We start from the raw sequence: 25,251 nt of genomic DNA, 5'->3' as shown, positions 1-25,251 counted from the left end.
GGGTGACCGTCGCGGAGTGCCGCGCTACTGCGGGGTCATCCGGCCGACGACGTCCGGGTGCTCCTTCAGCCAGGCGGCGACGGCTTCCTCCTCCTGACCCTGACCGCGGTCCTTGATCTCGGCCTCCAGGCTGCCCAGCTCGTCCTCGCTCATCTTGAAGTTCTTGATCCACTTCGTGAGCTGCGGGTACTGCTCGGGGAACTTCTTGCTGGAGATGGTCCGGATCGTGTTGCCCTCGCCGAAGGCCTTCTTCGGGTCCTTCAGCTTGGTCAGCTCGTAGTCGCTGTAGGCCCAGTGCGGCGACCACAGGGTGACCGCGACCGGCTCCTTCTTGGCGAGGGCGCGCTTGAGCTCGGCCAGCATGGCGGGCGTGGAGCCGTCGACGACCTCGTACTCGTCCTCGAGGCCGTAGCCGGGCAGAACGTCGTTCTTCAGCAGCTGCATCTCACCGGTGCCGGGCTCGATGCCGATGATCTTCCCGTCGAAGAGGTCGCTCTTGCCCTTGAGGTCGGCGAGGGACTTGACGTCCTTCACGTACGAGGGGACGGCGATCTCCAGGGAGGTCGGTTCGTACCAGGTGCCCAGGTCGACGAGGTTGTCCTTGTGCTTGTTCCAGTAGTTGCTCTGGGCGTAGGGCAGCCAGGCGTCGAAGTTGAGGTCGATGCCGCCGGAGGCCAGGCCGGTGTAGACCGGACCGACGTCCATCTGCTTGAGGTTCATCTTGTAGCCGCGGCGCTCGAGGACGTTCTTCCACAGGTAGGTGACGGCGACGTCCTCCTCCCAGGGGAACCAGGCCACGTCGAGCGGCTGCTTGGCCTCCGCGGGAGTGGCGCCGGAGCCGCCCTCGACCGGGGCGAGCTTGTCGACGACGCCCGGGTTGGCCTTGAGCCAGGTGCGGACGGCCTCCTGCTGCTGCCCCTTGCCGGCCTTGTTGATCTCGGCCTCGAGGCTGGTGAGCTGCTTCTCCGTCATGGAGAAGTCCTTCAGCCACTTGGCCACGACCGGGTTGTCGTCCGAGAAACCCTTGCGGGACAGCGAGTGCACGCCGTCGCCCTTGCCCCAGGCACCCTTGGGGTCCTTCAGCTTCTTCAGCTTGTAGTCGTTGTACGCCCAGTGCGGGGACCACAGCGTGGTGACGATCGGTTCCTGCTTGCTGTAGGCCCGCTTCAGCTCGGCCAGCATCGCCGGCGTGGAGCTGTCGACGACCTTGTACTCCTTGTCGAGGCCGTACTCCTTGAGCACCTTGGTCTTGAGCAGGTTCATCTCACCGGCGCTCGGCTCGATGCCGGTGATCTTCCCGCCGAAGAGGCCGGCCTTGCCCTTGAGGTCCTCGAGGGAGTTGATGTCCTTCATGTACGCCGGGACGGTCAGCTCCAGCGACGTCTCGTCGTACCAGGAGCCGAGGTCCTCGAGCTGCTTGCCGTACTTCTTCCAGTACTGCTCGTGGGTCGTCGGCAGCCACGAGTCGGTCTGGAAGTCGATGTTGCCCTGGGCGAGCGCGGTGTAGAGCGGACCGGCCTCGAACTGCTTGGCCTCGACCTCGAAGCCGCGCTGCTCCAGGATCTCCTTCCACAGGAAGGTGGAGGCGACGCCCTCGTCCCAGGGGATGTAGCCGATGGAGACCTTCTTGCCGTCGCCGACGTTCTTGCCGCCGCCGGCCGTGTCGGCGTCGTCGGAGCTGCCGCCGAACATGCCCATGCCGCCGGCCACCAGGGCGAGGATCACGATGCCGATCACGGCGACCTGCGGCTGGGGGCGGTAGGACCAGATCTTCAGGCCCTTGGCGGCGCGCGCCTTGGCCGCGGCGCGGCGGCCCAGCGGGGAGACGTGGGTGCCCAGGGCGCTGGTCATGCGGTCCAGGTAGATCGCCAGGATCACGATGGCCAGACCGGCCTCGGCGCCGAGGCCGACGTTGAGCTGGCCGATGGACTCCATGACGTCGCCGCCGAGGCCGCCGGTGCCGACCATGCCGGCGATCGCGGCCATGGACAGGCCGAGCATGATGACCTGGTTGACGCCCGCCATCACCGTGGGCAGCGCCAGCGGGAGCTGGACGCGCAGCAGGGTGTTGCCGGGCGTGGTGCCGAACGCCTCGGCCGCCTCGACCAGTTCCTTGTCGACCTGGCGGATGCCCAGCTCGGTCATGCGGACGCCGGGGGCGAGGGCGAAGATCAGGGTGGCCACGATGCCCGGGGCGGAGCCGGTTCCGAAGAACAGGATCGCCGGGATCAGGTAGATCATCGCGGGCAGCGTCTGCATGAAGTCCAGGACCGGCCGCACGAACGCGCTCACCCGGTCCGAGCGGGCCGCCCAGATGCCCACCGGCACCGCCACGACCAGGGCGATGATCGTGGCGACCAGCAGGAGCGCCAGGGTGACCATCGCGTTCTCCCACAGTTCGAGGGAGTCGATGAAGGCGAACCCGGCGAAGGAGAGGACACCGGCGAAGGTGCCGCGCAGCCAGAAGGCGATCACGGCGAAGATGCCGGCGAGCAGCAGTGGCTCGGGGGCCTGGAGGACGGCGTTGATGCCGTCGTAGGCGCCGGTGAAGATGTCCTTGAGGAAGGTGAAGAGCCAGGAGACGTTGTCGAGCAGCCAGTCGACGCTGCTGTTGACCCAGTCGCCGAGGGGGATTCTAGGCACGGCTGATCACCTTCTTGCCGCCCTTGTCCCGCGGGCTGTCGCAGACACCGGGGACCACGTCCTCGTCGTCGCCGAGGAAGCCGATGAGCCGCTGGGCCGGGACGACGCCGACCAGCCGGCGGTCACCGTCGACCACCGCCACCGCGTGGGGCACGCGGGCGCTGATCGCGCACAGCTCGGAGAACGGCGTGTCGGGCAGGGCCGTCTCGCAGTCGCAGTCGGCCTCGTCGCCGCGCACGTCGGTCTCCATGACGGCGGCGGCGGTCAGCACGCGGGAGCGGTCGACGTCCTTGGTGAAGGAGGCGACGTAGTCGTTGGCGGGATGGATCAGGATGTCCTGCGCGGTGCCTATCTGCACGATCCGGCCGTCGCGCATCACGGCGATGCGGTCGCCCAGGCGCATGGCCTCGTTGAGGTCGTGGGTGATGAAGACGATGGTCTTCTTCAGGGTCTTCTGCAGGTCGAGCAGCTGGTCCTGCATGTCGCGGCGGATCAGCGGGTCGAGGGCGCTGAAGGACTCGTCCATCAGCAGCAGGTCGGCGTCCGTGGCGAGCGCGCGGGCCAGGCCGACGCGCTGCTGCATGCCGCCGGACAGCTCGTCGGGCCAGGACTTCTCCCAGCCGGCCAGGCCGCACAGGGCGAGCGCCTCGTCGGCGCGGCGCTCGCGCTCGGCGCGGGGCACGCCCTGCACTTCAAGACCGTAGGCAGCGTTGTCACGGACGCTGCGGTGGGGGAAGAGCGCGAAGTGCTGGAAGACCATGCTGATCTTCATGGAACGGACCATGCGCAGCTCGCGGTCGCTGAGCGCGGTGAGGTCCTGCCCCCCGAAGCGGACGTGCCCGGCGGTCGGCTCCGACAGACCGTTGAGCATGCGCAGCAGCGTGGACTTGCCTGATCCGGACAGCCCCATGACCACGAAGATCTCGCCGGGCTCCACGGTGAAGGACGCGTCGATGACGGCGGCGGTGGTGCCGTCGGCGCGCAGTTCCTCCCGGACGTCTTCGCCCTGGCGCAGTCGTTCGACCGCCTGATCCGGTTTCCTGCCGAAGACCTTGTACAGGTTCTCGGCCTCTAGTCTGGCTGACACGCTTACCTCTTGGCTCGGGGGCAGGGGCAGGGCCCAAAGCTCCCCTAACAGTTGAATGCATCAACCAGCTTCGGCCCGGCTGCGCGCCTGCCCCGATGCTTATGCGCCAAACATTTAAGTGAGCCAGTTCACACGCCCTCCCCCGCCCGCGCACCCGGCCTGCGGCATGATTGCGAGGCGTGACCGGACGACTGATGCTTCTCGACACCGCCTCCCTCTACTTCCGCGCCTACTTCGGCGTGCCGGACTCGGTGAAGGCGCCGGACGGCACGCCGGTGAACGCCGTGCGCGGCCTGCTGGACTTCATCGACCGCCTGGTGAAGGACCACCGGCCCGAGCACCTGGTGGCGTGCATGGACGCCGACTGGCGACCGCACTGGCGGGTGGAGCTGATCCCCTCCTACAAGGCGCACCGCGTGGCCGAGGAACGGCCGGCCGGCCCCGACCAGGAGGAGGTGCCCGACACGCTGTCCCCGCAGGTGCCGGTCATCGAGGCCGTCCTCGACGCGCTCGGCATCGCCCGCGTCGGCGTGGCGGGGTACGAGGCGGACGACGTCATCGGCACCTACACCGCGCGGGCCACCGGCCCGGTCGACATCGTCACCGGCGACCGCGACCTGTACCAGCTCGTCGACGACGCCCGCGGCGTGCGCGTGCTCTACCCGGTCAAGGGCGTCGGCACGCTCAACCTCGTCGACGAGGCCGCACTGCGCGAGAAGTACGGCGTCGACGGCGCCGGGTACGCCGATCTGGCGCTGCTGCGGGGCGACCCGAGCGACGGGCTGCCCGGGGTGCCCGGCATCGGCGAGAAGACGGCGGCCAAGCTGCTCGCCGAGTTCGGGGACCTGGCCGGGATCCGGGCCGCCGTCGACGACCCGAAGGCCAGGCTGACGCCCACGCAGCGCAAGCGGCTGACCGAGGCCGGGCCGTACCTCGCGGTCGCCCCGAAGGTGGTCAGGGTCGCGGACGACGTGCCGCTGCCGGACACCGGCACCGCCCTGCCGCACGGCCCGCGCGACGCCGAAGCGCTGGACGCACTGGCGGTCCGCTGGGGACTGGGCGGGTCACTGCAGCGCCTGCTGACCACGCTCACCGCCTGAGCGTCGCCGCGCGGCGGCCCGTTTCCATGAGCCACACATGGGCCGGGATGCTAGCTTAGGTATGCCTAAGTCAGGGAATCTCACGCAGGGAGCAGGGAGGCCGTCATGGCAGACCGTCCGGCACGCAAGCCGCGCAAGCCGCACACCGCGCAGGTCGTCCGCACCGAGCGGCTGACCCCGCACATGCAGCGCGTGGTGCTCGGCGGCGAGGGACTCTCCGCCTTCGCGGCGGACACCTGCACCGACCACTACGTGAAGCTCCTCTTCCCCTCCGGGGGCGCGACCTACCCGGAGCCCTTCGACATGGAGCGGATCCGCGAGGACTTCCCCCGCGAGCAGTGGCCGGTGACCCGGACGTACACCGTCCGCCACTGGGACGCCGAGCACCGTGAGATGACGCTGGACTTCGTCATCCACGGCGACGAGGGGCTCGCCGGGCCCTGGGCGAAGCGGGTGCGGCCGGGCGAGACGATCCACTTCATGGGCCCCGGCGGCGCCTACGCCCCCGATCCCGCCGCCGACTGGCACCTGCTCGCGGGGGACGAGAGCGCGCTGCCCGCGATCGCCCGCTCCCTGGAGGCGCTGCCCGACGGCGCTCGCGCGTACGCCTTCGTCGAGGTCGAGGGGCCCGAGGAGGAGCAGAAGATCGACTCCGACGTGGAGGTCGTCTGGCTGCACCGCGCCGGCCGTCCGGTCGGGCAGGCTCTGGCCGAGGCCGTGCGCGCGCTGGAGTTCCCCGAGGGCAGGCTGCACGCGTTCGTCCACGGCGAGGCGGCCTGCGTGAAGGAGCTGCGCCGGTACCTCCGCCTGGAGCGCGAGGTCCCCCGCGAGGACCTGTCCATCTCCGGCTACTGGCGGCTCGGCCACAACGAGGACGGCTGGCAGGCCTCCAAGCGCGAGTGGAACGCCCGCGTCGAGGCCGAGCAGGAAGGCGCGACGGCAGCGTAACGGCCTCGCCCACCCGCGAACACCCGCCCGCCGGGCCGGCCCCTGGCGGCCCGCAGAACCCCCTGGCTGGCGCTGCGCGGGCCACGAGCCCGTCGGTCGCCGCGTACGCGCCCGCACGGGCGCACGTCGTGCACCGGCCCGAGAGCGCGGCGAGGCAGCACCCCGGCGCCTCCCCGGGCCCAGTGGCAGCCCCGCCCGCCGGGGGCCCCGGCGGCCCCGTGGGTCGTGCTTGCGTCAGTCGCCGCGTACGCGTGCGTGCAGGTGCATGTCGTGCCACCCGTCGGGGTGGAGGACGGCCTTGCGCTTGGTGCCCTCCAGGGCGAAGCCGGTCTTCCCGGCGACCCGGCACGATGCCTCGTTGGCCACGGCGTGCAGGAGTTCCAGGCGCTGGAAGCCGATCTCGTCCAGGGCCCACTGGGCGAGGGTCCGCGTGGCCCGCGCGGCGACACCCCGGCCGCGGGCGCCCGGCGTCGTCCAGTAGGCGACCTCTGCCTCCCCGTCACCGAGCACCCATTCGCGCAGCGCGACCCGGCCGAGCAGTCGGTCGTCCGCCGCGTCGGCGACCGCCCACTGGACGCCGCGCTCCTGCTCCCAGGCGCGCTGCCACTCGGTGATCCAGCCCCGCACCTCCTCCTCGGAGTCGGCGGCGCGTGCGTGCCACTGGTGCATCACCGGGTCCTGGAAGGCCACGTGCACGGCGGGGGCGTCCTCGGTGCGCCAGGGGCGCAGCACCAGCCCGTCGCCGGTGGGGAGCGTGGGCTGCGGGGTACGGGAGAGGGTGCCGGCGGCGAGGACCGGGCGGGTGAGGTAGGGCATGGTCGGCATCCTGCCAAGGGTGCCGTGCGGCGGCCCAGCGGTTTTCCGGGGCGGCCCGGCCCACTCGGTCCGCCGTCTCAGGTCACCGCCTCGTACGCTGGCAGGTGATGAGACGCCGTACCCCTCCCCCGCCCTCGCCCCTGCCGCAGCGCGACGGCATCGACGCGGTGCGGGTGCGGCTGCCCGCGGACGGGCCGTGGTCCACGGTGCGGGAGCACCTGACGGAGCGGCTGTCGGCCGCGGGCGCCGGTGTGGTCGACGGCATGTTCGACGCCGGGCAGTTCGTCGGGGCGGACGGCCGCCCCGTGGCGGGCGACGCGCCGTACGAGCCGGGCATGTTCGTGTGGTTCCACCGCGAGCTGCCCGCCGAGGTGCCCGTGCCCTTCCCGCTGGAGATCGTGTACCGCGACGCGCACATCGTCGTCGCGGACAAGCCGCACTTCCTGGCCACCACCCCGCGCGGCGGGCACGTCACGCAGACCGCGCTGGCACGGCTGCGCCGGGAGCTGGACATCCCCGCGCTGGGTGCCGCGCACCGCCTGGACCGGCTCACGGCGGGGCTGGTCCTGTTCACCGTCCGCCCTCAGGAACGCGGCGCGTACCAGGGCCTGTTCGCCGACCGGCGGGTGCACAAGGTGTACGAGGCCGTCGCCCCGTACGACGCGGCGCTCACCCTCCCCCGGACGGTCCGCAGCCGGATCCTGAAGGAGCGCGGGGTGCTCGCCGCCCACGAGGTGGCCGGCGAGCCGAACGCCGTGACCCGCGTCGAGCTGCTCGCACACCGGCCGGAGCGCGGGCTGGGCCGGTACCGGCTGGTGCCCGGCACCGGCCAGACGCACCAGCTGCGCGTCCACCTGAACGCGCTCGGCGTGCCGATCCTCGGCGACCCCCTCTACCCGGAGGTGGCCGCTCCCGTGCCGGCCGGTGACTTCCGGCGCCCGCTGCAACTGCTCGCGCGGGAGCTGGGGTTCACCGATCCGGTCACGGGGCGCGAGCACCTCTTCCGCAGCGGCCGGTCCCTCGGCGCCTGGACCGCGTACGAGGACTGGGCCGCGCGGGAGGGCCGGGCCGGCCGTCAGTAGCCGCGCCACCAGAGCAGGAAGCGCTGCCAGGCACCGCGCGGGCGGGGCTGCCCCGGTGCCTGCTGCGGCTCGGCGGCCGTCACCGACACGGGCTGCGGCGGCTGGGAGGGCAGCGGCGGCTGTGTCCGCCGTTCCGGCTTCGGCATGCCCACGTGCCAGGGTGCGTGCCGTTCCGGGGTCGGGGCGTGACTCGGCTGCTGCATGATGTCCTGCTGCGCCCTGGGCTCGAAACGGACCGGCAGTTCCACCAGGTGCCGCGAGGCGATCGACGACCGCCAGCGCAGGTCGTCCTCGTCGCAGTCGAGCCGGAGGTCGGGCAGCCGCATCAGCAGCGCGTCGATGCCGGCGTCGGCGATGGCCCGCCCGATGTCCTGCCCGGGGCATTCGTGCGGGCCGCCGCCGAAGGCGAGGTGGGCGCGGTTGCCCATCATGCTGGCGTCCAGGTCCGGACGGATGCGCGGGTCGACGTTGCCCGGCGCGATGCCGAGCAGCAGGCCGTCGCCGGCCCGGATGCGCTGGCCGCCGAGTTCCGTCTCCTGCTTGGCGAAGTAGGCGAAGACGGTGCTGAACGGCGGCTCGTCCCACAGGGACTGCTCGACCGCCTGGGGCACCGTCATCTGGCCGCCGCTGAGCTGGGCGCGGAAGCCCGGGTCGGTGAGCACCACGCGCATCACGTTGGCGATCAGGTTGACGGTCGCCTCGTAGGCGGCCAGCAGCACCACCCGCAGGTGCTCGCGGACCTCGTCGTCGGTGAGCCCGGCCGGGTGGGTGACGAGACGGCCGGCGATGTCGTCGGCCGGGGCGGCCCGGCGGGTCGCGGTCAGCCGTCCCAGCGCCTCCATGACGTAGGCGTGGCTGGCGATCGCCGTCTCGGTGCCCTTGAGGGTGTCGCGGGCGGCCTCCACCAGCCGGTCGTTGTACTCCTCGGGCATGCCGAGCAGATGGCACATCACGCCCATCGGCAGGTGCTCGGCGAACTGGCTGACCAGGTCGGCGCGGCCCTCCTCGCAGAAGCGGTTGACGACGCGCTGGGTGTAGCGCTTGATGTGCCGGCGCAGCTCCCGGTAGTCGAGGTCGGACATGGCGCTGGTGACCGCGCCGCGCAGCCGCTTGTGTTCGTCGCCCTCGGCGTGCGAGCAGATGGGCTGCCAGGCGATGTGCGGCATGAGGGGGTGGTCGGGCTTGACCATGCCCTCGTTGAGCGGGGTCCAGATCCGGCTGTCGCGGCAGAACTGGGAGGGGGTGCTCACCATGTGCAGGTTCTCGGCGTGCCCGAGGACCACCCACATGGGTACGTCGTCGTGGAGCAGCGCGGGCGCCACCGGCCCGTGCTGCTCGCGCAGCTTCTCGTACAGCTCCTCCAGGTCGTCCGCCTCGTGGAGCCGGTGCAGTCCGCCCGGCCCGAGGCCGTGCGCGGGGCAGCCGGGCGGTGGTTCGAGCAGGGGTTCGCCCGTTCCGGTCGGGGAGTGGCTTTCAGGCGTCACAGTCTCGCTCCGCAAACAAAGGGGTTGGGTCTACGTCAAGGGGTGTCGGTGGGGCGCGCGGTTCAGGTCAGCGCGCCCTTCATGGCGAGGGCGTGCAGGAAGCGCATCAGGGTCATCAGGACGTCCCGGCTGGAGGCCCGGCGCCGCACGTCGCAGTCGAGGATGGGGATCTCCTCGGGCAGGTCGAGCGCGGTGCGCAGTTCCGCGACGGGGTAGCGGGGCGCGTCGGGGAAGGTGTTGACGGCGACGACGAAGGGCACGCCGCGCTCCTCCAGGCGGCCCATGACGTCGAAGCTGACCTCCAGGCGGCGGGTGTCGACCAGGACCACCGCGCCGAGGGCGCCCTCGAACAGGCCGTTCCACAGGAACCAGAAGCGCTCCTGGCCGGGTGTACCGAAGAGGTAGAGCACCAGTTCGTCGGTGATGCTGATGCGGCCGAAGTCCATGGCGACCGTGGTGGCCGTCTTGGAGGCCGAGCCGTAGTTGTCGTCGACGCCGATGCCGGCCTGGGTCATCGTCTCCTCGGTGGTCAGCGGCCGGATCTCGCTGACCGAACCGACCATGGTGGTCTTGCCGACCCCGAAGCCGCCCACGATGACGATCTTCACGGCGGCCTCGGCCGTGTGCGGCAGCCGGTCCTCGGTCCGCGGGCCCGGGATCGTGTCAGAGCTTTTGAAGTCCATGCATCACCGCTTCGAGGAGGTTTCGGTCGGCGACCTTCTGGCGGACGATCGGGGCGCGGGCCTGCACCAGTTCCGACGCCAGCAGGTCGGTGAGCAGCACGGTCACCACACTGAACGGCAGGCTCAGGTAGGCCGACAGCTCGGCCACGGACAGGGGTGCGGCGCACAGCCGCAGCAGGGCGGCCTGTTCCGGTGTGGCGGACACCGGGGGGTCGGCGCGGGCCACGATCAGGGTGACGAGGTCGATGTCGGCGCGTTCGCCGCCTCCCTCACCGCCGATGACGAAGAGCCGCTCGGGGTTGCGGACCTCGCCCTCCTTGGCGGGCGCGCCGCCGGGGGCGGGCGCGGCGGGCCGGTCGGACCCGGGTGATCGCCTCTGGCGCTGGGGAGGAGTCATACGGTCTGCCCGTTGCGCCGTGCCGGACTGGTGAGGTGGGGGCCGATCCGGGCGACCAGGTCGGCCATGCTCAGGCCCATCCGGCCGGGTTCGCAGCGGACGTCGGAGAGCACGGCGAGGTAGGCGTTGGGACCGGCGGCCATCAGGTAGAAGTAGCCGCCGTTCATCTCGATGAGCACCATCTTCATGTCGCCGTCGCTGGTGGGGATCTCCTGGCTGACGGCGCTCGCCAGGCTCTGCAGGCCCGCGCAGGCGGCGGCGACCCGGTCGGCGGCGTCCGGGTCCCCGGAGTAGCGGGCGATGCGCAGGCCGTCGGCGGAGAGCACCACGATCATCTCGATGCCCGGGACGCCGTCGTAGAGGTCCCGGAGCATCCAGTCGAACTTGCCTTGCTGCTCGATCACTTGAGGTTCCCCTCGTCGTCTGCCGGGGCGTGGGCCGGCTCGTTGCTGCTGGACTGCTGGTGGGCCTGGGCGCTGCCCGGGTGCTGCTTGAGCCCCTCCCAGAAGGCGCCGATGAAGTGGCCGGGCGGGAGGCCGCCCTGGTCCTTGTCCCGCGCGGGCTCCGGCTGCGCGGGCGCCGGGATGCCGTTGCGGGCGCGCTCGGCGGCCTGCCGGGCCTCGCGTTCGGCGTCCTCGCGCTCCCACGCGGCCTGCTCGGCGAGGCGCTGGCTGAGCGGCATCTTGACCCGGCTGCGGCGCTGCGGGAGCCCGCCCGCCGTCCACTCGGTCACCTCCGGAACGTCGTCCTCCATGGAGACCGTGGCGGGGATCCGGGGGCTGGTGGGACGGCGCTTCTTGGGCTTGCGCTCCGGTCCGGGCAGGGCGTCGGGGCCGGGGGTGGGGATCGAGGTGGCGCCGATGCCGTGGGCGAGGCCGACGCCGGGCTCGGTGGTCATCATCTTGCTGGGCACGATGAGGATGGCGCGGACGCCGCCGTACGCGGAGGCCCGCAGCGAGACGTCCATGCCGAACTGGGTGCACAGCCGGCCGACGACGGACAGGCCCAGGCGCGGGTGGTGGGCGAGGTCCTGCACGTCGGTGCCGCGCTTGGCCTGCTCGAGCAGGCCCTCGATGCGGCCGCGGGACTCCTCGCTGAGGCTGACGCCGGCGTCCTCGATCTCGATGCACACACCGCTCTGCACCTCGGTCGCGGTGACGTGCACCTTGGCCGCGGGCGGCGAGTAGCGGGTGGCGTTGTCGAGGAGTTCCGCGGCGGCGTGGATGACCGGTTCGACGGCGGTGCCCTTGATGTTGACCTTGGCGATGGAGGCCAGGTTGATCCGGCGGTACTCCAGGATCCGGGACATGGCGCCGCGCAGCACGCTGTAGAGGGCGACCGGTTCGGGCCACTGGCGTCCGGGCCGGCCGCCGCCGATCACCGAGATGGAGTCGGCGAGGCGGCCGATCAGCGAGGTGCCGTGGTCGATGCGCAGGAGGTCGTCGAAGACCTCGGGGTTGCGCCCGTGGTCCTCCTCCATCTCGCGGAGTTCCTTCTGCTGCTGGTGGACGATCGCCTGGACCCGGCGGGCGATGTCGACGAAGGAGCGCTCGGCGGACTCGCGCATGGCGTCCTCGTGGTCGACGATCTCGCAGACCATCCGGATCAGCTCGCGCTGGGGCTCGCCGAGTTCGGTGTAGGCGGGGTTCACCTCGCCGAGGCGGCCCATGATCTCGCGGGGCGTGACGCCCCTGCGCATGAAGTGCAGGATGTTGGGGAGGACTTCGGCGCCGAGGCGGACCATTTCCTCGTGGTGGCCGGCGGCCCGGTGTTCCAGATACGCGGTGTGACGGGCGTGCTCGGCGCGCAGGGCCCGCAGGGCGCGGCCGCGCCGCACCGCTTCGGCGGCCGCGGCGATCACCAGCACGGTGGCGACGGCACCGCACAGGCCGACGGCGAGCCGGGCCGGTTCCGTCACGAGGGCGACGGCGGCCCCGGTGGCCGCGGCCATCAGTATGGCGGGCAGCAACAGTGTGCGCGCGTACGGAAGTTCGCGGCGACCTGGAGGGGAATCAACACTCACCATGTAGGCCCTCTGAAAACGAATCGGCTGGGATGGGGGAGCTTTCGGCGGGGTATGTCTGGGAGTTGTCAGGATTTTCGGCGCATTGGGAACAAGCGCGCGATTACACCTCAACTCGGTGCGCTGCGGGCGAGCTTAGTCCGGTGGGATCATCGCCGTGTCATATTCGGCAAGCACCTGAAACGGGCATGGGTGCTGAAGTATGGTCGGACCCATTTGCACACCTGGGAGTCATTCGAACACGTGGAGTGATCCCGCAAGCGCGCTCGAAAATGACTCACCGTGATGAGGGAACGGGGCACGGAACGCGCGAAGGCCCGGCGGGTTCTCCCGCCGGGCCGGGTGAGACGTCGGGGCCGGGGTCAGCCCACGGACGAGTAGGCGACCACCCCGCGCAGCAGCTCGTCGACCGCCTTGCGCGCGTTCTTCGGGACGGTGGAGCCCGCACCGGGCGCGGCGGCCGAGATCTGGCCGAGGACGTCGATGACCTGCTTGCACCAGCGCACGAAGTCGCCGGCCGGCATCTCGACCTCGCGCAGCACCTCGTCCAGCCCCTTGCCGGAGGCCCACATGTACGCCGCCCAGGCGAAGCCGAGATCGGGCTCGCGCTGGCCGACGCCCTCGGTCTGGCTGATCCGGAAGTCCTCCTCCAGGGCGTCCAGGCGGCCCCAGATGCGGACCGTCTCACCGAGCGCGGCCTTGGCCTTGCCCGAGGGCACCTTGGGCGCCATCGCGTCGTCGGCAGCCCGTGACTCGAAGACCAGCGCCGAGACGCAGGCGGCCAGCTCGGCCGGGGACAGCCCCTCCCAGACGCCCTCGCGCAGGCACTCGCTGGCGAGCAGGTCCAGCTCGCCGTAGAGCCGCGCCAGGCGCTTGCCGTGCTCGGTGACCTCGTCGCCGCGCAGGTAGTCCAGCTCCGTCAGCAGCGCGACGATCCGGTCGAAGGTGCGGGCGATGGTGTTGGTCCGGCCCTCGATCCGGCGCTCCAGCTGCGAGGTGTCGCGCAGCAGCCGGTGGTAGCGCTCGGCCCAGCGGGCGTGGTCCTCGCGGTCGTCGCAGCCGTGGCAGGGGTGGGCGCGGATCGCCTTGCGCAGCCGGTTGATCTCCCGGTCGTCGGCGGCCTGGGAGCGCTTCTTGCGGGCCCGCTCCGGCGTGATGTGCCCGGCCTTGGAGCGCAGCGCGGAGGCGAGGTCGCGGCGGGACTGCGGCGAGCGCGCGTTGAAGGACTTCGGGATCCGCATCCGGTCCAGCGCCTCGACGGGCACCGGGAAGTCGATCGACGCCAGCCGCTTGACCTGCCGCTCGGCGGTCAGCACCAGCGGGCGGGGCCCGTCGTGGTGGTCGAAGCCGCGGTGGCCGTTGGACCGCCCGGCCGGCAGTCCCGGGTCGAGGACCAGGGCGAGGCCCGCGTACTTGCCGGTCGGCACGTGGATGACGTCGCCCGGCTTCAGCTTCTCCAGCGCCACGGCGGCCTCGGCACGCCGCTGGTTGACGCCCTGCCGGGCCAGCTCCTGCTCGCGGTCCTTCAGCTCGCGGCGCAGCCGGGCGTACTCGTCGAAGTCACCGAGGTGGCAGGTCATGGACGCCTTGTAGCCCTCCAGGCCCTCCTCGTTGCGCTGCACCTGCCGGGAGATGCCGACGACCGACTTGTCCGCCTGGAACTGCGCGAAGGACGTCTCCAGCAGCTCCCGCGAGCGGTGCCGGCCGAACTGCTCGACCAGGTTGACCGCCATGTTGTACGACGGCTTGAAGCTGGAGCGCAGCGGGTAGGTGCGGGTGCCGGCCAGTCCCGCGAGGTGCTCGGGGTTCATGGCGCGCTGCCACAGCACCACCGCGTGGCCCTCGACGTCGATGCCGCGCCGTCCGGCCCGGCCGGTGAGCTGGGTGAACTCGCCGGGGGTGATGTCGGCGTGCTGCTCGCCGTTCCACTTGACGAGCTTCTCCAGCACGACCGAGCGGGCCGGCATGTTGATGCCGAGGGCGAGGGTCTCGGTCGCGAAGACGGCCTTCACCAGTCCGCGGACGAACAGCTCCTCGACGACCTCCTTGAAGGTGGGCAGCATGCCCGCGTGGTGGGCGGCGATGCCGCGCTCCAGCCCCTCCAGCCACTCGTAGTAGCCCAGGACGTGCAGGTCCTCGCGGGGGATGGAGGAGGTGCGCTCCTCGACGAGGGCCCGCACCCGCTCCCGGGCCTCCTCGTCGTTGAGCCTGAGGCCCGCGTACAGGCACTGCTGGACGGCGGCCTCGCAGCCGGCCCGGCTGAAGATGAAGGTGATCGCGGGCAGCAGCCCCTCGGAGTCCAGCCGCTCGATGACCTCGGGCCGGCTCGGCGTCCACACCCGCGAGCGCTGTCTGCGCTCCCGCTCCCGGTCGGCCTCCTTCATGGCCCGGCCGCGCCTGCGGTCCTGGTAGGAGGGGCGGCTCGCCTCCAGGCGCGCCATGCGCGTCAGGTCGGGGTTGACGGCCTTCTTGTGGCCCTCGGCCTCCTCGAACAGGTCGTACATCCGGCGTCCGGCCAGCACGTGCTGGAACAGCGGCACGGGCCGGTGCTCGGAGACGATCACCTGGGTGTCGCCGCGCACCGTGTCGAGCCAGTCGCCGAACTCCTCCGCGTTCGACACGGTCGCCGAGAGCGACACCAGGGTCACGGACTCGGGGAGGTGGATGATCACTTCCTCCCACACGGCGCCGCGGAACCGGTCGGAGAGGTAGTGCACCTCGTCCATGACCACGTGGCCGAGGCCGAGGAGGGTCTGCGAGCCCGCGTACAGCATGTTCCGCAGGACCTCGGTGGTCATCACGACCACCGGGGCTTCGGAGTTCACGCTGTTGTCGCCGGTGAGCAGGCCCACCCTGTCGGTGCCGTAGCGGCGGCACAGGTCGGCGTACTTCTGGTTCGACAGGGCCTTGATCGGCGTCGTGTAGAAGCACTTCCTGCCCTGCTGGAGGGCGAGGTGGACGGCGAACTCGCCGACGATCGTCTTGCCGGAGCCGGTGGGCGCGGCCACCAGCACGCCCTTGCCCGCCTCGAGTGCCTGGCAGGCCTCGATCTGGAAGGGGTCGAGGCCGAAGTCGTACATCTCGCGGAAGGAGGCGAGCGCGGTGGCCTGCTCGACAGCGCGCTGACGGGCTGCCGCGTACCGCTCGGCCGGTGAGAGATCCTCTGTCATCGTGCTTTCGAGCGTACCGGCCCGCACCGACAACCGGACGATCATTATCGGGATCGGCCGTGTGGGGGCCGCGCGGGGGCGGCGCAGCGTGCCGTCACCGCCCCGGCGGTCCTCAGGTCACGTCGTCGTAGCCGTTGACCCGGTCCTTCGTGGCCTGCTCGGGCAGGGCACGCGCGGTGGTCACGGGCTCGACCTCGCCGATGTCCTCGGGGGTGAGGTCCAGGTCGGACGCCTCGTCGTCGTCGGGCTCCAGGGCCTCGCGGCGGGCCTTGCGGCGGTCGTTCAGCAGCGAGACGGTGACCGCGGCGAAGTACAGGACCCAGATCGGACCGGCCAGCATGATCATCGTCAGCGGGTCGGTGCTGGGCGTGGCGATGGCCGCGAACAGCGTGATGCCCATGATCATCGCGCGCCACCAGCCGAGCATCCGCTTGCCGGTCAGCACGCCGGTGAAGTTGAGCATGACCAGCAGCAGGGGCAGCTCGAAGGAGAGACCGAAGACGACCACCATGCGCGTGACGAGGTCGAGCAGCTCGTCCAGCGGCAGCAGGTTGTCGACGTCGTTCGGCGTGAACTCGATCAGCACCTTCGCCGAGGTGGGCAGCACCGCGTAGGCGAAGTACGCGCCGGCCAGGAAGAGCGGGGCGCCGGTGGCGACGAACGCGTAGGCGTACTTCTTCTCGTTCCGGTGCAGCCCCGGGGCGACGAACGCCCACAGCTGGTAGAGCCAGACCGGCGAGGCCAGCACGACACCGGCCGTCAGGGACACCTTCAGCGCCAGGGTGAAGGGGCCGAGCAGACCGTTGATGGTGATCTGCGCGCACGGCTCCGAGCCGGCCTCCGACTGGGCCAGCTCCGCGAACGACTTCTCACAGCCGATCGACTGGAGGATCGGATCCGTGAGGGCGTTGATGATCCACTGATAGAAGAAGGCGGCGACCACCGTGACGACGACGATGGCCAGCAGCGCCTTCGCGAGCCGGTTGCGGAGCTCACGAAGGTGTTCCGCGAGCGGCATCCGCCCCTCGGGGTCCTTCTCCTTGTTGCGGGCAGGCTTCAGCAACCCACGTTCCCATCTCGTGCGGCGGGCCGGAGATCACCGGCCCTGCGTCAGCGCTTGGTCGTGTCCGTCGGCTCGGTGACCGGCCGGGAGCTGGTCACGTCGCCGGGGGCGGCCTGGATGGTGCGCTGCGCCGCGGACTGCTCGGGGTTCGGCGGGTCGGCGGGGGCGGCGTCGTCGGACTTGGCCTCGCTCTTCATGGCCTTGGCCTCGCTCTTGAGGATGCGCGCCGACTTGCCGAGCGACCGCGCCATGTCCGGAAGCTTCTTGGCGCCGAACAGCAGGATGATGACGACGAGGATGAGAATGATCTCGGGGGCGCCGAGCCTTCCGAACATAAGTCTTTACCTTCTCACCGAGGCGGCTGGGTGGGTGCTGTCCGACCGGCCGGACGTACGTCCGATCGATCGTCTTGTGCAGCGATCGTAACGCTCAGGGGTGAACGTGAGGCAATCCCCGTGCGTACTCCCGTCCGCGACCGGGCCTCGTTTTCCTGGCCGCGACCAGCAGCGTACCGCCCGGGGCCCGTGGGGTGACAGGGCGAAGTGTCCCAAAACGTAACTCACACCGGCCTGTCGGACCGTCGGCACCGTCCCGTGGCGGGTTTCAGCCGTTCACAAGGCGTCCACGGCACGGGCGGCGCTCTCGGTCGCGCGCTCCAGGTCCTCGGCGGCCCGGCTGATCCGGCGGGCGGAGTCCGTCACCTGCCGGCCGAGGCGCTGCGCCTCCACGAACACCTTCACGGCGAACACCGCGAGGACGGCGAGACCCAGGAAACCCACGGCAACCGCGAACATCGGCCAGAACATGACGTCGAGACTAGACGGTGGAGTGAAGGCGCAGGGTCCTGACCCCGCCGCCGGTGAGCAGCTCCACGACCCGCTCCCCCGCCGGCTTGCGCACGGCCGACCCGCACTCCGGGCAGGTGAACGAGTAGAAGGTGGTCCGGCTCGTGGCGCCGATGGCCAGGCGCAGGGCGCTCGCGGCCAGTTCGAAACGGCCCCGGCAGTCCGGGCAGCCGGCCTTGAACACGACCGGTGACACGCGTCTCATGCCGGCGAAGGCGACCGCCGCGGTCATGCCCGGTCCGGACGGTCCGGTCGACCCGGACGGCCCGGACGGCCCGGGTGGCCTGGCCGGCCCGGATGGCCTGGCCGGCCCGGATGGCCCGGATGGCCCCAGGGGGTCGCTCACAGTCCTTGCTCCTGCCTGTCGTGCCGCCTCTCGGCCGCCGCTGCCCCCTGACGGCTGCCCTCGGCGGTGTCGGCCCCGCCGTGCGCCCCGGCCGCCTCGATCCCGTCGTACGCGGCGAGCGCCTCGCGGGCGGCCTGCCGGGCGCTGTCGGCCAGCGCGGGCGGGGAGACGATCCGGCCGTCCCGTCCGAGCCGCAGCGCGAGCCGCCGCAGGGAGGCCGGGTCGGGCGTGCGCAGCGTGATACGCAGACCGCCGTCGGGACGTTCATCGGCGCTGTCGTGCGGGTAGTACTCGGCCACCCAGCGCCCGCCGGGACCGACCTCGACGACGACCTCGGGGTCCTCCGCGGCGGGCTGCACCAGCCCCTCCGACAGGTCCCGCAGCTCCACCTCCGGCGGTGCGGACGGCTCGTCCAGGATGCGGATCTCGGCCACCCGGTCGAGCCGGAAGGTGCGCCGGGCCTCGGAGCGGCGGCACCAGGCCTCCACGTACGTGTGCCCGACGCTGACCAGCCGGATGGGGTCGATCTCCCGCTCGGTGACCTCGTCGCGGGCCGGCGAGTAGTAGCGGATCCACAGCCGGCGGCGCTCCGAGATGGCCCGGTCGACGTCGGCGAAGACACCGCCCTCGGACTCGAAGGTGACGGACAGCCGCGAGCTGGCGCCGGCGGCCTCACCGGCCGAGGCCTCCACCTTCGCGGTCGCCCGCAGCAGCGCCTGCCGGTCGCTCTCGCGCAGCCCCGGCAGGGTCGCGACGGCACGGGCGGCGACGAGCAGCGCGGTCGCCTCGTCGGCCGCCAGCCGCAGCGGCTCCGCCGCGTCCGCGCCCAGCGCGGCCGGGTTGTGCCACCAGATGCGCTCGCCGTCCGTGTCGATGTCGAGGAGGTCGCCGCCGCGGAAGCTGGTCCCGCACATCGGGAGCACGTCGAGGTCGGAGACCAGCTCGTCCTCGGTGATGCCGAAGGCACGGGCGACGTCCTCGACCCTGGCGCCTGGACGCTCACGCAGATACGTCACCAGGGACAGCATCCGCCGGGTCTGGTCGATGGCGTTCACGGGCCTGACCGGTTTGCCTGCCACAGTGTTGTCCGCTCCCCCTCAGCCCTTGGCGACGGCACGCAGCCGGTCCACCACGTCCGCACGCAACTCCGCCGGCTCCAGCACCACCACGTCCGGCCCGAACTCCACCAGCCAGGCGTCCAGGCCGTGCCCGTACGGAATCTCCAACTCGTCCCAGCCGTCACCGAGTTCCCGCACCCGGCCGGCCTTCGCCCGAAGCGGGTACCCCGCGCCCGCACGGAGCCGGATCAGCGCCGACCGGTCGGCGGTCTCCCCCGCCCAGCTCGCGACCGTCTCCCGGACGGTGACGACGTCGGGCACCGGCGCGGTGAAGCGCGCACCGCGGGACCGCACCTTCCCGGTGATCCGCGACAACCGGAACACCCGCTCGGCACCGCGGTCGCGGTCGAAGCCCGCCAGGTACCAGTGGCCGCGCCAGCACTCCAGCGCCCACGGCTCCACGTGCCGGGGCTCGGGCTGGACGGCGTTCGCCTTGCGGTAGTCGAAGAGCACCGGCCGGCGGTCGCGGCAGGCCAGCATCAGCGGCTCGAAGGCCGCCTCGTGCACCGGGATACGGGGCTCCAGCGCGCTGTGCGCCTCGTAGGGGTCGACGTCCTCGGGCAGCCCCGCCGCCCGCAGCTTCTGCAGCGCGCCGCTCGCGGCACCGGCGAGGCGGGCCTGCTGCCACACCTTCGCGGCCAGCCCGAGCGCGGCGGCCTCCTCGGCGTCCAGGGTGATGGGCGGCAGCCGGTTGCTGTCCCGGCGGGCCAGGTAGCCGATCTCCCCGTCGAGGCTCTCCACGGTCTCGATGACCAGTCCCAGCTCGCGCAGATCGTCCTTGTCGCGCTCGAACATGCGGTTGAAGGAGTCGTCGGAGCCCGCTTCGAGGTAGGCCTCGACCGACTCGCGCAGCTCACGCTTGCTGAGTGGCCGCCGCGTCCCGAGCAGACACAGCGCCAGGTTCATCAGCCGCTCGGCCTTGGCAATGGCCATCGACGCCCTTCTCCCTATGGTGCTTACGACGGATGACCGTACCGCCCCGCGGTGGCGCGGGAAAAGCCGAGGGCCCACGCCCGGACAGGCATGGACCCCAGGTGACCGGCTCCGAACGCCGACCGCTCGTACTTCGATCAGACTCCGAGCAGATCGACCACGAAGATCAGCGTCGAGCCGGGCGGGATCGCCGGGGTCGGGCTCTGGTCGCCGTACGCGAGGTGCGCCGGGATGGTCAGCTGGCGACGGCCGCCGACCTTCATGCCCTGCACGCCCTGGTCCCAGCCCGCGATGACGCGGCCGCCACCGAGCGGGAAGCGGAACGGCGCACCGCGGTTCCAGCTGGCGTCGAACTCCTCGCCCGTGCTGAAGGTCACGCCCACGTAGTGGACGGTCACGGTCTGACCGGCCTCGGCAACCGGGCCGTCGCCCTCCCAGATGTCCTTGATCTCGAGGTCCGCCGGGGGCTCGCCGCCCGGGAAGTCGACCTCGGGCTTGTCGATGCTCACGTGTTCAGCTCCTGCTTGTCTGCGGAAAGGCAACGGCCCAAGTCTTACATCCCCGGGCGTCACATCTTCGCGAGGATGTCCACGGAGAAGACCAGCGTGGAGTCCTTCTCGATGCCGCTGCCCTCCGGCGGGCTGTCGCCGTAACCCAGGTCCGGCGGGATGACGATGAGGACGCGGCTGCCGACCTTCTTGCCCGTCAGCCCCTGCGCCCAGCCCTTGACGACCTGCTGCAGCGAGAACGACGTCAGCTGCTTCCTGCCGTACGTGGAGTCGAACTCCTTGCCGCCGTCCCACAGCACACCCTTGTACTGCACGAGCACACTGTCCTGCGCGCCGACCTCGGCGCCGTCGCCCTCCAGGACGTACTCGGCGGCGAGCTTCTTCGGCGCGTCGGCCTTCGGCACCTCGATGGAGGGCGCCTTGCCGTCGGTGTTGGTGCCGACCTTCGGCAGGGCCGCGTCGTCCTGCGCGACCTTCTTGCCGTCGGCACTGCTCTTCGCGTTGAAGGTGTCCTGGACGTCGACCACGAACACCAGCGTGTCGTCGCCCTTGATGCCCGCCTGCTCGTTGCCCTGCTCCCCGTACCCCCAGGTCGGCGGCACCGAGAACTGGACGCGGCTGCCGGTCTTCTTGCCGGTGAGCGCGTACCGCCAGCCGTCGATGATGCTGCCCTGCGCGAGCTGGATGACGATGGGCGTCTTGCGGTCGTAGGAGTTGTCGAAGACCTTCGCGCTCTGCCAGATCTGGCCGAGGTAGTTCGCCGAGATGAAGTCGTTCTCCGCGACGGCCTTGCCGCCGCCGGCGATGACCGTCTTGACCGCGAGGTCCTTGGAGGGCTCGCCGCTGCCCTTGGCGACGGTCGGCTTCTCGTCGAACTTCGTCCCCGCCGTGATCGCCGGCAGCGGACCGTCCACGATCTTCGGCGGCGGCGCGGCCGAGGTGGCCGACGCGTCGGGCGACGGGCTCTCGCTCGCGTTGCTCGATGAGCCGGAGTCGTCGCTGTCACCGCAGGCGGCGAGCGTGACCAGTCCCGCGGGGACGGCGATGAGGAGTGAGCGTCGGCGCACGGTGGGGGCCTCGTATCGGTATCGGGTCGGTCCTGTTGGCTGGCGTGCGCGCAACTCTACGGCGTGAGAAGGGCACCGCACGGCTAACGTACGGTGCCCGTGTGGCGTTCCGCGCCTTCGCGCCGGGACGCCCCTCTCACCCGTCCGGGCTCATGCCCGTCCGGATCACACCCGGATCACATCCCGGCGATCAGCTTCTCCACCCGGTCGTCCACCGAACGGAACGGGTCCTTGCACAACACGGTGCGCTGCGCCTGGTCGTTGAGCTTGAGGTGGACCCAGTCGACCGTGAAGTCCCGGCGCTGCTCCTGGGCCCGCCGGATGAAGTCGCCGCGCAGCCGGGCCCGAGTGGTCTGCGGCGGGACGGACTTGCCCTCGAAGATCTTCAAGTCGTTGGCGACCCGGGCCGCCTGGCCCTTCTTCTCGAGCAGGTAGTACAGCCCACGACGCCGGTGGATGTCGTGGTAGGCGAGGTCTATCTGCGCGACCCGCGGATGCGACATGGTCATGTTGTGCTTGGCCCGGTACCGCTCCAGCAGCTTGTACTTCATGACCCAGTCGATCTCGGTGTCGATGCGGTCCAGGTCCTCGGCCTCGATGGCGTCCAGCGTGCGGCCCCACAGCTCCAGCACCCGCTCCACGGTGCCCGTGCGGATGCCGCGGCGCTCGCAGAAGTCCACCGCCTTCTCGTAGTACTCCCGCTGCACCTCCAGCGCCGACGCCTCCCGGCCGCTGGCCAGACGCACCTTGCGGCGCCCGGTGATGTCGTGACTGACCTCGCGGATCGCCCGGATCGGGTTCTCCAGGGTCAGGTCCCGCATCACGGTGCCCGCTTCGATCATGCGCAGCACCAGGTCGGTGGCGCCGACCTTCAGCAGCATGGTCGTCTCGGACATGTTCGAGTCGCCCACGATGACGTGCAGACGCCGGTAGCGCTCCGCGTCGGCGTGCGGCTCGTCGCGCGTGTTGATGATCGGCCGGGACCGGGTCGTCGCCGAGGAGACGCCCTCCCAGATGTGCTCCGCCCGCTGGCTGACGCAGTACACCGCACCGCGCGGCGTCTGCAGCACCTTGCCGGCACCGCACAGCAACTGCCTCGTCACCAGGAACGGAATGAGGATGTCCGCGAGCCGCGAGAACTCCCCGTGCCGGGCCACGAGGTAATTCTCGTGACAACCGTACGAGTTGCCCGCGGAGTCGGTGTTGTTCTTGAAGAGGTAGACGTCGCCCGCGATTCCCTCCTCGTGCAGGCGTCGTTCGGCGTCCACCAGGAGTCCTTCGAGAATGCGCTCGCCCGCCTTGTCGTGGGTGACGAGTTCGGTCACGTTGTCACACTCGGGTGTCGCGTATTCCGGATGTGATCCCACGTCGAGATACAGGCGGGCGCCATTGCGCAGAAAGACGTTGCTGCTGCGGCCCCATGACACGACACGGCGGAAGAGGTACCGCGCCACCTCGTCAGGCGACAGGCGGCGCTGTCCCCTGAACGTGCACGTGACGCCGTACTCGTTCTCCAGCCCGAAAATGCGGCGGTCCATGACTGAACATTACGCCTGATGACCCGAACTGAAACGGGGTTCGACGGCACGGTTTGGATCATTTTCCGATGAAGCCGCAACCACCGCCTCCCGCACGGGAGCTGCGAGGACCCGCCCTGTGCACGCCAGTACGAGCAGCGAGACGAAACCCGCCGCCCCCGGCACCGCGAAGCCCCACAGCGCCCCGCCGTGCTCCACGACGGGCCCCGCGAGACCCGTCCCCACCGAAGCGCCCACGGTGAACGTCGTCACGAGCCACGAGAACGCCTCCGTCACCGTCCCCCGCGGCGCGTGCACGTCGACGAGCACGAACGCGCAGGCGATGCACGGCGCGAGGAAGACCCCCGCAAGGACCGTGAGCAGCACCATGGCCACCGCGCCCGGCATCAGCATCAGCGGCAGGTAGCAGACCGCCAGCAGCGCCACCAGCACCCGCAGCCGCCGCGCCGGCTCACCGGCCCACTGCCGCGCCCCGTAGACCGCTCCGCCCACCAGCGCACCGAGCCCCAGCGCCGCCATCAGCCACCCGTACACGGCGTCGCCCCCGTGCCCGTCGGCGTACGGCACCGAGGCGACCGTGATCGACCCGAGCGCCATCCCGATGAACAGGAACGCCCCCAGCAGCGCCAGCAGCCCGCCCGAACGCAGCGCACCCAGCCAGTGCGCCTCCCGGGGCGCCGACCGCCACGCGCGCGAGGGCGGCGACACGACCACCGACAGCGCACCCAGCACACCGACACCGTTCAGCACCAGCAGCGCCGCCTGCGGCGACCACAGCGACACGCACACCGTCACCAGCAGCGGCCCGACGGTGAACATGACCTCCTGTGCCACGGCGTCCATCGCGTACGCCGTGTGCACCTGGTCCTCCTTGCGGAGCACGCTCGGCCACAGCGCCCGCAGCCCGCCCTCCAGCGGCGGCGTGAACAGCCCCGCGGCCCCCACGGACAGGTACGCCATCGCGGCCGTCCCGGTCCCCGCAAACGCGAACACGGCCATCGCCAGCCCCGACAGCACCGCGGCCGGCAGCTGCACCCGCGGCTGCCCGTGCAGGTCCACCAACCGCCCCAGCACCGGCTGGCCCACGGCGTTCGCGACGCCGTACACCGCCGCCAGCGCCCCCGCGAGGCTGTACGAACCCCCCTCGGCCCGCACGAACAGCACGATCGCGATCGCCGCTGTGGCGTTGGGCAACCGCCCGACCAGCGTGCCGACGAGCAGCCGCACGGCATGCCTCGCCCGGAGGATGTCCAGATACCCGGCGACCACGACGCACCTCCCTGTCCCACTCCAGCAAGTGTTACGTATAACTTCTCTCGCCATACGTACCATGTCGCCAGTTCAGCAGTCCAGACGAAAGCGCAGGCGAACGGTGGCACGAGGCAGCACCCGCCCCACGAGCCGGGACGTCGCCCAGGCCGCCGGCGTCTCCCAGGCAGCGGTCTCCCTGGTCCTCGGCGACAAATGGCGCGGCCGCGTGTCGGAACCCACGGCCCAGCGAGTCCGCGACGCCGCGCTGGAACTCGGCTACCGCCCCAACCTCGCCGCACGCAACCTGCGCCTCGGCCGCACCCGCACCGTCCTGCTGGTCGTCCCCGCGCTCACCACGGAGTTCTTCGCCGAGGTGTACACCGGCGCCGCACGGGTCGCCGCCGCACACGGCTTCGGCGTCGTCCTCTACCCCTCACCCGAGGGCGTCGGCCCCGCCCGCGACCCCTTCGCCTCCGCCCAGGCCGCACTGGACGGCGTCATCGCCTCCTCCATGGCCGCCGACGCCCTGACCGCCATCCGGGGCGACCAACTCCCCCTCGTCATGCTCGACAGCGACCCCGAGGGCAGCCTGGGCGCCGCCACCGTCAACCTCGACATCGCCGACGGCATCCGCCAGGTCACCGAGCACCTGCTGTCCCTGGGCCACCGCAGCTTCCTCCACCTCGCCGCGGACATCCCCTCCTGGACCTTCGAGGTACGCGCCCGCGAACTGGTCTCACGGCTCGCCCCCGTCCCCGGCACCGAACTGCGCACGATCCGCGCCCCCATCTCGATCGAGGGCGCCCTGCGGGCCACGGAAGCCGCCCTCGCCGCGCCCGGGCCCCGGCCCACGGCACTGGTCTGCGACGACGACAAACTGGCGGCCGGCGCCTACAAGGCCGTCCGCCGGGCCGGACTCCGCGTCCCCGACGACCTCTCCGTCACCGGCCTCGACGACCTCGGCCTCGCCACCGCCATCGACCCCGAACTCACCACCGTCCGCCTCGACGCGGAAGCCTTCGGCGAACGGGGCATGCGCGCACTGCTCGCGGTACTGGAAGGCAGGCCCCCCGAGAAGGGGGACCTGCCGGTCAGCCTGGTGGTACGGGGGTCCACGGCCCCGCCTCGGTGAGGCGGGCCCAGGTGGC

Annotated in this window: 23 protein-coding genes; 4 read left to right on the top strand and 19 right to left on the bottom strand. The window is 71.3% G+C overall.

Going from position 1 to position 25,251, the window contains the following annotated elements:
• Positions 1–24 precede the first annotated feature (24 nt).
• Positions 25–2,643 carry an ABC transporter permease/substrate binding protein gene (locus Sru02f_RS10930; protein ID WP_109033678.1) on the bottom strand — a complete coding sequence of 873 codons (2,619 nt, stop codon included), beginning with the start codon at positions 2,641–2,643 and terminating at the stop codon, positions 25–27.
• Positions 2,636–3,730, bottom strand: a complete 1,095-nt coding sequence (locus Sru02f_RS10925) for a quaternary amine ABC transporter ATP-binding protein (RefSeq protein WP_109033677.1) — start codon at positions 3,728–3,730, stop codon at positions 2,636–2,638. Before Sru02f_RS10925 ends, Sru02f_RS10930 begins: the two co-directional genes overlap by 8 nt.
• Positions 3,731–3,924: 194 nt before the next feature.
• Here Sru02f_RS10925 and Sru02f_RS10920 point away from each other — a divergent pair, with 194 nt between their 5' ends.
• On the top strand, positions 3,925–4,830 hold the full coding sequence (locus Sru02f_RS10920; RefSeq protein WP_109034116.1) for a 5'-3' exonuclease: 906 nt from the start codon (positions 3,925–3,927) through the stop codon (positions 4,828–4,830).
• A gap of 105 nt (positions 4,831–4,935) precedes the next feature.
• Positions 4,936–5,778: a siderophore-interacting protein gene (locus tag Sru02f_RS10915; protein ID WP_109033676.1), complete on the top strand. Its 843-nt coding sequence runs from the start codon at positions 4,936–4,938 to the stop codon at positions 5,776–5,778.
• Between the two features lie 234 nt (positions 5,779–6,012).
• Here the strand turns inward: Sru02f_RS10915 and Sru02f_RS10910 are convergent, their stop codons facing one another.
• On the bottom strand, positions 6,013–6,594 hold the full coding sequence (locus tag Sru02f_RS10910) for a GNAT family N-acetyltransferase (protein ID WP_164278561.1): 582 nt from the start codon (positions 6,592–6,594) through the stop codon (positions 6,013–6,015).
• Positions 6,595–6,701: 107 nt separating this feature from the next.
• Here Sru02f_RS10910 and Sru02f_RS10905 point away from each other — a divergent pair, with 107 nt between their 5' ends.
• Positions 6,702–7,676, top strand: a complete 975-nt coding sequence (locus Sru02f_RS10905) for an RluA family pseudouridine synthase (RefSeq protein WP_109033674.1) — start codon at positions 6,702–6,704, stop codon at positions 7,674–7,676.
• Here Sru02f_RS10905 and Sru02f_RS10900 read toward each other — a convergent pair.
• From Sru02f_RS10900 to Sru02f_RS10825, 16 genes are all read right to left on the bottom strand, one after another.
• Positions 7,670–9,160: a cytochrome P450 gene (locus Sru02f_RS10900; RefSeq protein WP_109033673.1), complete on the bottom strand. Its 1,491-nt coding sequence runs from the start codon at positions 9,158–9,160 to the stop codon at positions 7,670–7,672. The two genes, Sru02f_RS10905 and Sru02f_RS10900, sit on opposite strands and share 7 nt — an antisense overlap.
• A gap of 62 nt (positions 9,161–9,222) precedes the next feature.
• Positions 9,223–9,843 (bottom strand): GTP-binding protein, encoded by a 621-nt coding sequence (locus Sru02f_RS10895; protein WP_109033672.1) that lies wholly within the window; start codon positions 9,841–9,843, stop codon positions 9,223–9,225.
• Complete coding sequence (locus tag Sru02f_RS10890; protein ID WP_109033671.1) at positions 9,824–10,240, bottom strand: DUF742 domain-containing protein; 417 nt, start codon at positions 10,238–10,240, stop codon at positions 9,824–9,826. Before Sru02f_RS10890 ends, Sru02f_RS10895 begins: the two co-directional genes overlap by 20 nt.
• Complete coding sequence (locus tag Sru02f_RS10885) at positions 10,237–10,614, bottom strand: roadblock/LC7 domain-containing protein (protein WP_167308645.1); 378 nt, start codon at positions 10,612–10,614, stop codon at positions 10,237–10,239. Before Sru02f_RS10885 ends, Sru02f_RS10890 begins: the two co-directional genes overlap by 4 nt.
• A 26-nt stretch (positions 10,615–10,640) precedes the next feature.
• Positions 10,641–12,266, bottom strand: a complete 1,626-nt coding sequence (locus Sru02f_RS10880) for a sensor histidine kinase (RefSeq protein WP_109033670.1) — start codon at positions 12,264–12,266, stop codon at positions 10,641–10,643.
• 359 nt (positions 12,267–12,625) lie between these two features.
• Complete coding sequence (locus tag Sru02f_RS10875; RefSeq protein ID WP_109033669.1) at positions 12,626–15,478, bottom strand: DEAD/DEAH box helicase; 2,853 nt, start codon at positions 15,476–15,478, stop codon at positions 12,626–12,628.
• A gap of 67 nt (positions 15,479–15,545) precedes the next feature.
• Complete coding sequence (gene tatC, locus Sru02f_RS10870) at positions 15,546–16,496, bottom strand: twin-arginine translocase subunit TatC (protein WP_109033668.1); 951 nt, start codon at positions 16,494–16,496, stop codon at positions 15,546–15,548.
• Positions 16,497–16,543: 47 nt separating this feature from the next.
• Complete coding sequence (gene tatA / locus Sru02f_RS10865; protein ID WP_109033667.1) at positions 16,544–16,831, bottom strand: Sec-independent protein translocase subunit TatA; 288 nt, start codon at positions 16,829–16,831, stop codon at positions 16,544–16,546.
• A gap of 276 nt (positions 16,832–17,107) precedes the next feature.
• Positions 17,108–17,302, bottom strand: a complete 195-nt coding sequence (locus Sru02f_RS10860; RefSeq protein WP_003977192.1) for a membrane protein — start codon at positions 17,300–17,302, stop codon at positions 17,108–17,110.
• Positions 17,303–17,312: 10 nt separating this feature from the next.
• Positions 17,313–17,573 (bottom strand): hypothetical protein, encoded by a 261-nt coding sequence (locus Sru02f_RS10855; RefSeq protein ID WP_030870814.1) that lies wholly within the window; start codon positions 17,571–17,573, stop codon positions 17,313–17,315.
• 110 nt (positions 17,574–17,683) lie between these two features.
• A complete protein-coding gene (locus Sru02f_RS10850; protein WP_109033666.1) occupies positions 17,684–18,766 on the bottom strand; it encodes a helix-turn-helix transcriptional regulator in 1,083 nt (360 codons plus the stop codon).
• Between the two features lie 18 nt (positions 18,767–18,784).
• A complete protein-coding gene (locus Sru02f_RS10845) occupies positions 18,785–19,738 on the bottom strand; it encodes a helix-turn-helix transcriptional regulator (RefSeq protein ID WP_109033665.1) in 954 nt (317 codons plus the stop codon).
• A 137-nt stretch (positions 19,739–19,875) separates the two neighbouring features.
• Positions 19,876–20,247: an FKBP-type peptidyl-prolyl cis-trans isomerase gene (locus Sru02f_RS10840; RefSeq protein ID WP_109033664.1), complete on the bottom strand. Its 372-nt coding sequence runs from the start codon at positions 20,245–20,247 to the stop codon at positions 19,876–19,878.
• A gap of 59 nt (positions 20,248–20,306) precedes the next feature.
• Complete coding sequence (locus tag Sru02f_RS10835; protein ID WP_109033663.1) at positions 20,307–21,314, bottom strand: FKBP-type peptidyl-prolyl cis-trans isomerase; 1,008 nt, start codon at positions 21,312–21,314, stop codon at positions 20,307–20,309.
• A 176-nt stretch (positions 21,315–21,490) separates the two neighbouring features.
• Complete coding sequence (gene pafA, locus Sru02f_RS10830) at positions 21,491–22,852, bottom strand: Pup--protein ligase (RefSeq protein ID WP_109033662.1); 1,362 nt, start codon at positions 22,850–22,852, stop codon at positions 21,491–21,493.
• A 9-nt stretch (positions 22,853–22,861) separates the two neighbouring features.
• Positions 22,862–24,121 carry an MFS transporter gene (locus Sru02f_RS10825; protein WP_109033661.1) on the bottom strand — a complete coding sequence of 420 codons (1,260 nt, stop codon included), beginning with the start codon at positions 24,119–24,121 and terminating at the stop codon, positions 22,862–22,864.
• A 103-nt stretch (positions 24,122–24,224) separates the two neighbouring features.
• Between Sru02f_RS10825 and Sru02f_RS10820 the strand changes: the two genes are divergently transcribed.
• Positions 24,225–25,235 (top strand): LacI family DNA-binding transcriptional regulator, encoded by a 1,011-nt coding sequence (locus Sru02f_RS10820; RefSeq protein ID WP_164278130.1) that lies wholly within the window; start codon positions 24,225–24,227, stop codon positions 25,233–25,235.
• The last annotated feature ends 16 nt before the right edge of the window (positions 25,236–25,251 follow it).

The sequence above is a fragment of the Streptomyces rubrogriseus genome, from assembly GCF_027947575.1.
Classification (GTDB): Bacteria; Actinomycetota; Actinomycetes; order Streptomycetales; family Streptomycetaceae; genus Streptomyces; species Streptomyces rubrogriseus.
This window is presented reverse-complemented; position numbering and strand designations above follow the sequence as displayed.

What these genes read in the sequence shown, in the direction of transcription:
- Sru02f_RS10920 (WP_109034116.1), top strand. Translation starts at nt 3,925, where the DNA reads ATGCTTCTCGACACCGCCTCCCTCTACTTCCGCGCCTACTTCGGCGTG.
- Sru02f_RS10915 (WP_109033676.1), top strand. Translation starts at nt 4,936, where the DNA reads ATGGCAGACCGTCCGGCACGCAAGCCGCGCAAGCCGCACACCGCGCAG.
- Sru02f_RS10910 (WP_164278561.1), bottom strand. Translation starts at nt 6,594, where the DNA reads ATGCCCTACCTCACCCGCCCGGTCCTCGCCGCCGGCACCCTCTCCCGT.
- Sru02f_RS10905 (WP_109033674.1), top strand. Translation starts at nt 6,702, where the DNA reads ATGAGACGCCGTACCCCTCCCCCGCCCTCGCCCCTGCCGCAGCGCGAC.
- Sru02f_RS10895 (WP_109033672.1), bottom strand. Translation starts at nt 9,843, where the DNA reads ATGGACTTCAAAAGCTCTGACACGATCCCGGGCCCGCGGACCGAGGAC.
- Sru02f_RS10890 (WP_109033671.1), bottom strand. Translation starts at nt 10,240, where the DNA reads ATGACTCCTCCCCAGCGCCAGAGGCGATCACCCGGGTCCGACCGGCCC.
- Sru02f_RS10885 (WP_167308645.1), bottom strand. Translation starts at nt 10,614, where the DNA reads ATGCTCCGGGACCTCTACGACGGCGTCCCGGGCATCGAGATGATCGTG.
- Sru02f_RS10880 (WP_109033670.1), bottom strand. Translation starts at nt 12,266, where the DNA reads ATGGTGAGTGTTGATTCCCCTCCAGGTCGCCGCGAACTTCCGTACGCG.
- Sru02f_RS10875 (WP_109033669.1), bottom strand. Translation starts at nt 15,478, where the DNA reads ATGATCGTCCGGTTGTCGGTGCGGGCCGGTACGCTCGAAAGCACGATG.
- tatA (WP_109033667.1), bottom strand. Translation starts at nt 16,831, where the DNA reads ATGTTCGGAAGGCTCGGCGCCCCCGAGATCATTCTCATCCTCGTCGTC.
- Sru02f_RS10860 (WP_003977192.1), bottom strand. Translation starts at nt 17,302, where the DNA reads ATGTTCTGGCCGATGTTCGCGGTTGCCGTGGGTTTCCTGGGTCTCGCC.
- Sru02f_RS10855 (WP_030870814.1), bottom strand. Translation starts at nt 17,573, where the DNA reads ATGACCGCGGCGGTCGCCTTCGCCGGCATGAGACGCGTGTCACCGGTC.
- Sru02f_RS10845 (WP_109033665.1), bottom strand. Translation starts at nt 19,738, where the DNA reads ATGGCCATTGCCAAGGCCGAGCGGCTGATGAACCTGGCGCTGTGTCTG.
- pafA (WP_109033662.1), bottom strand. Translation starts at nt 22,852, where the DNA reads ATGGACCGCCGCATTTTCGGGCTGGAGAACGAGTACGGCGTCACGTGC.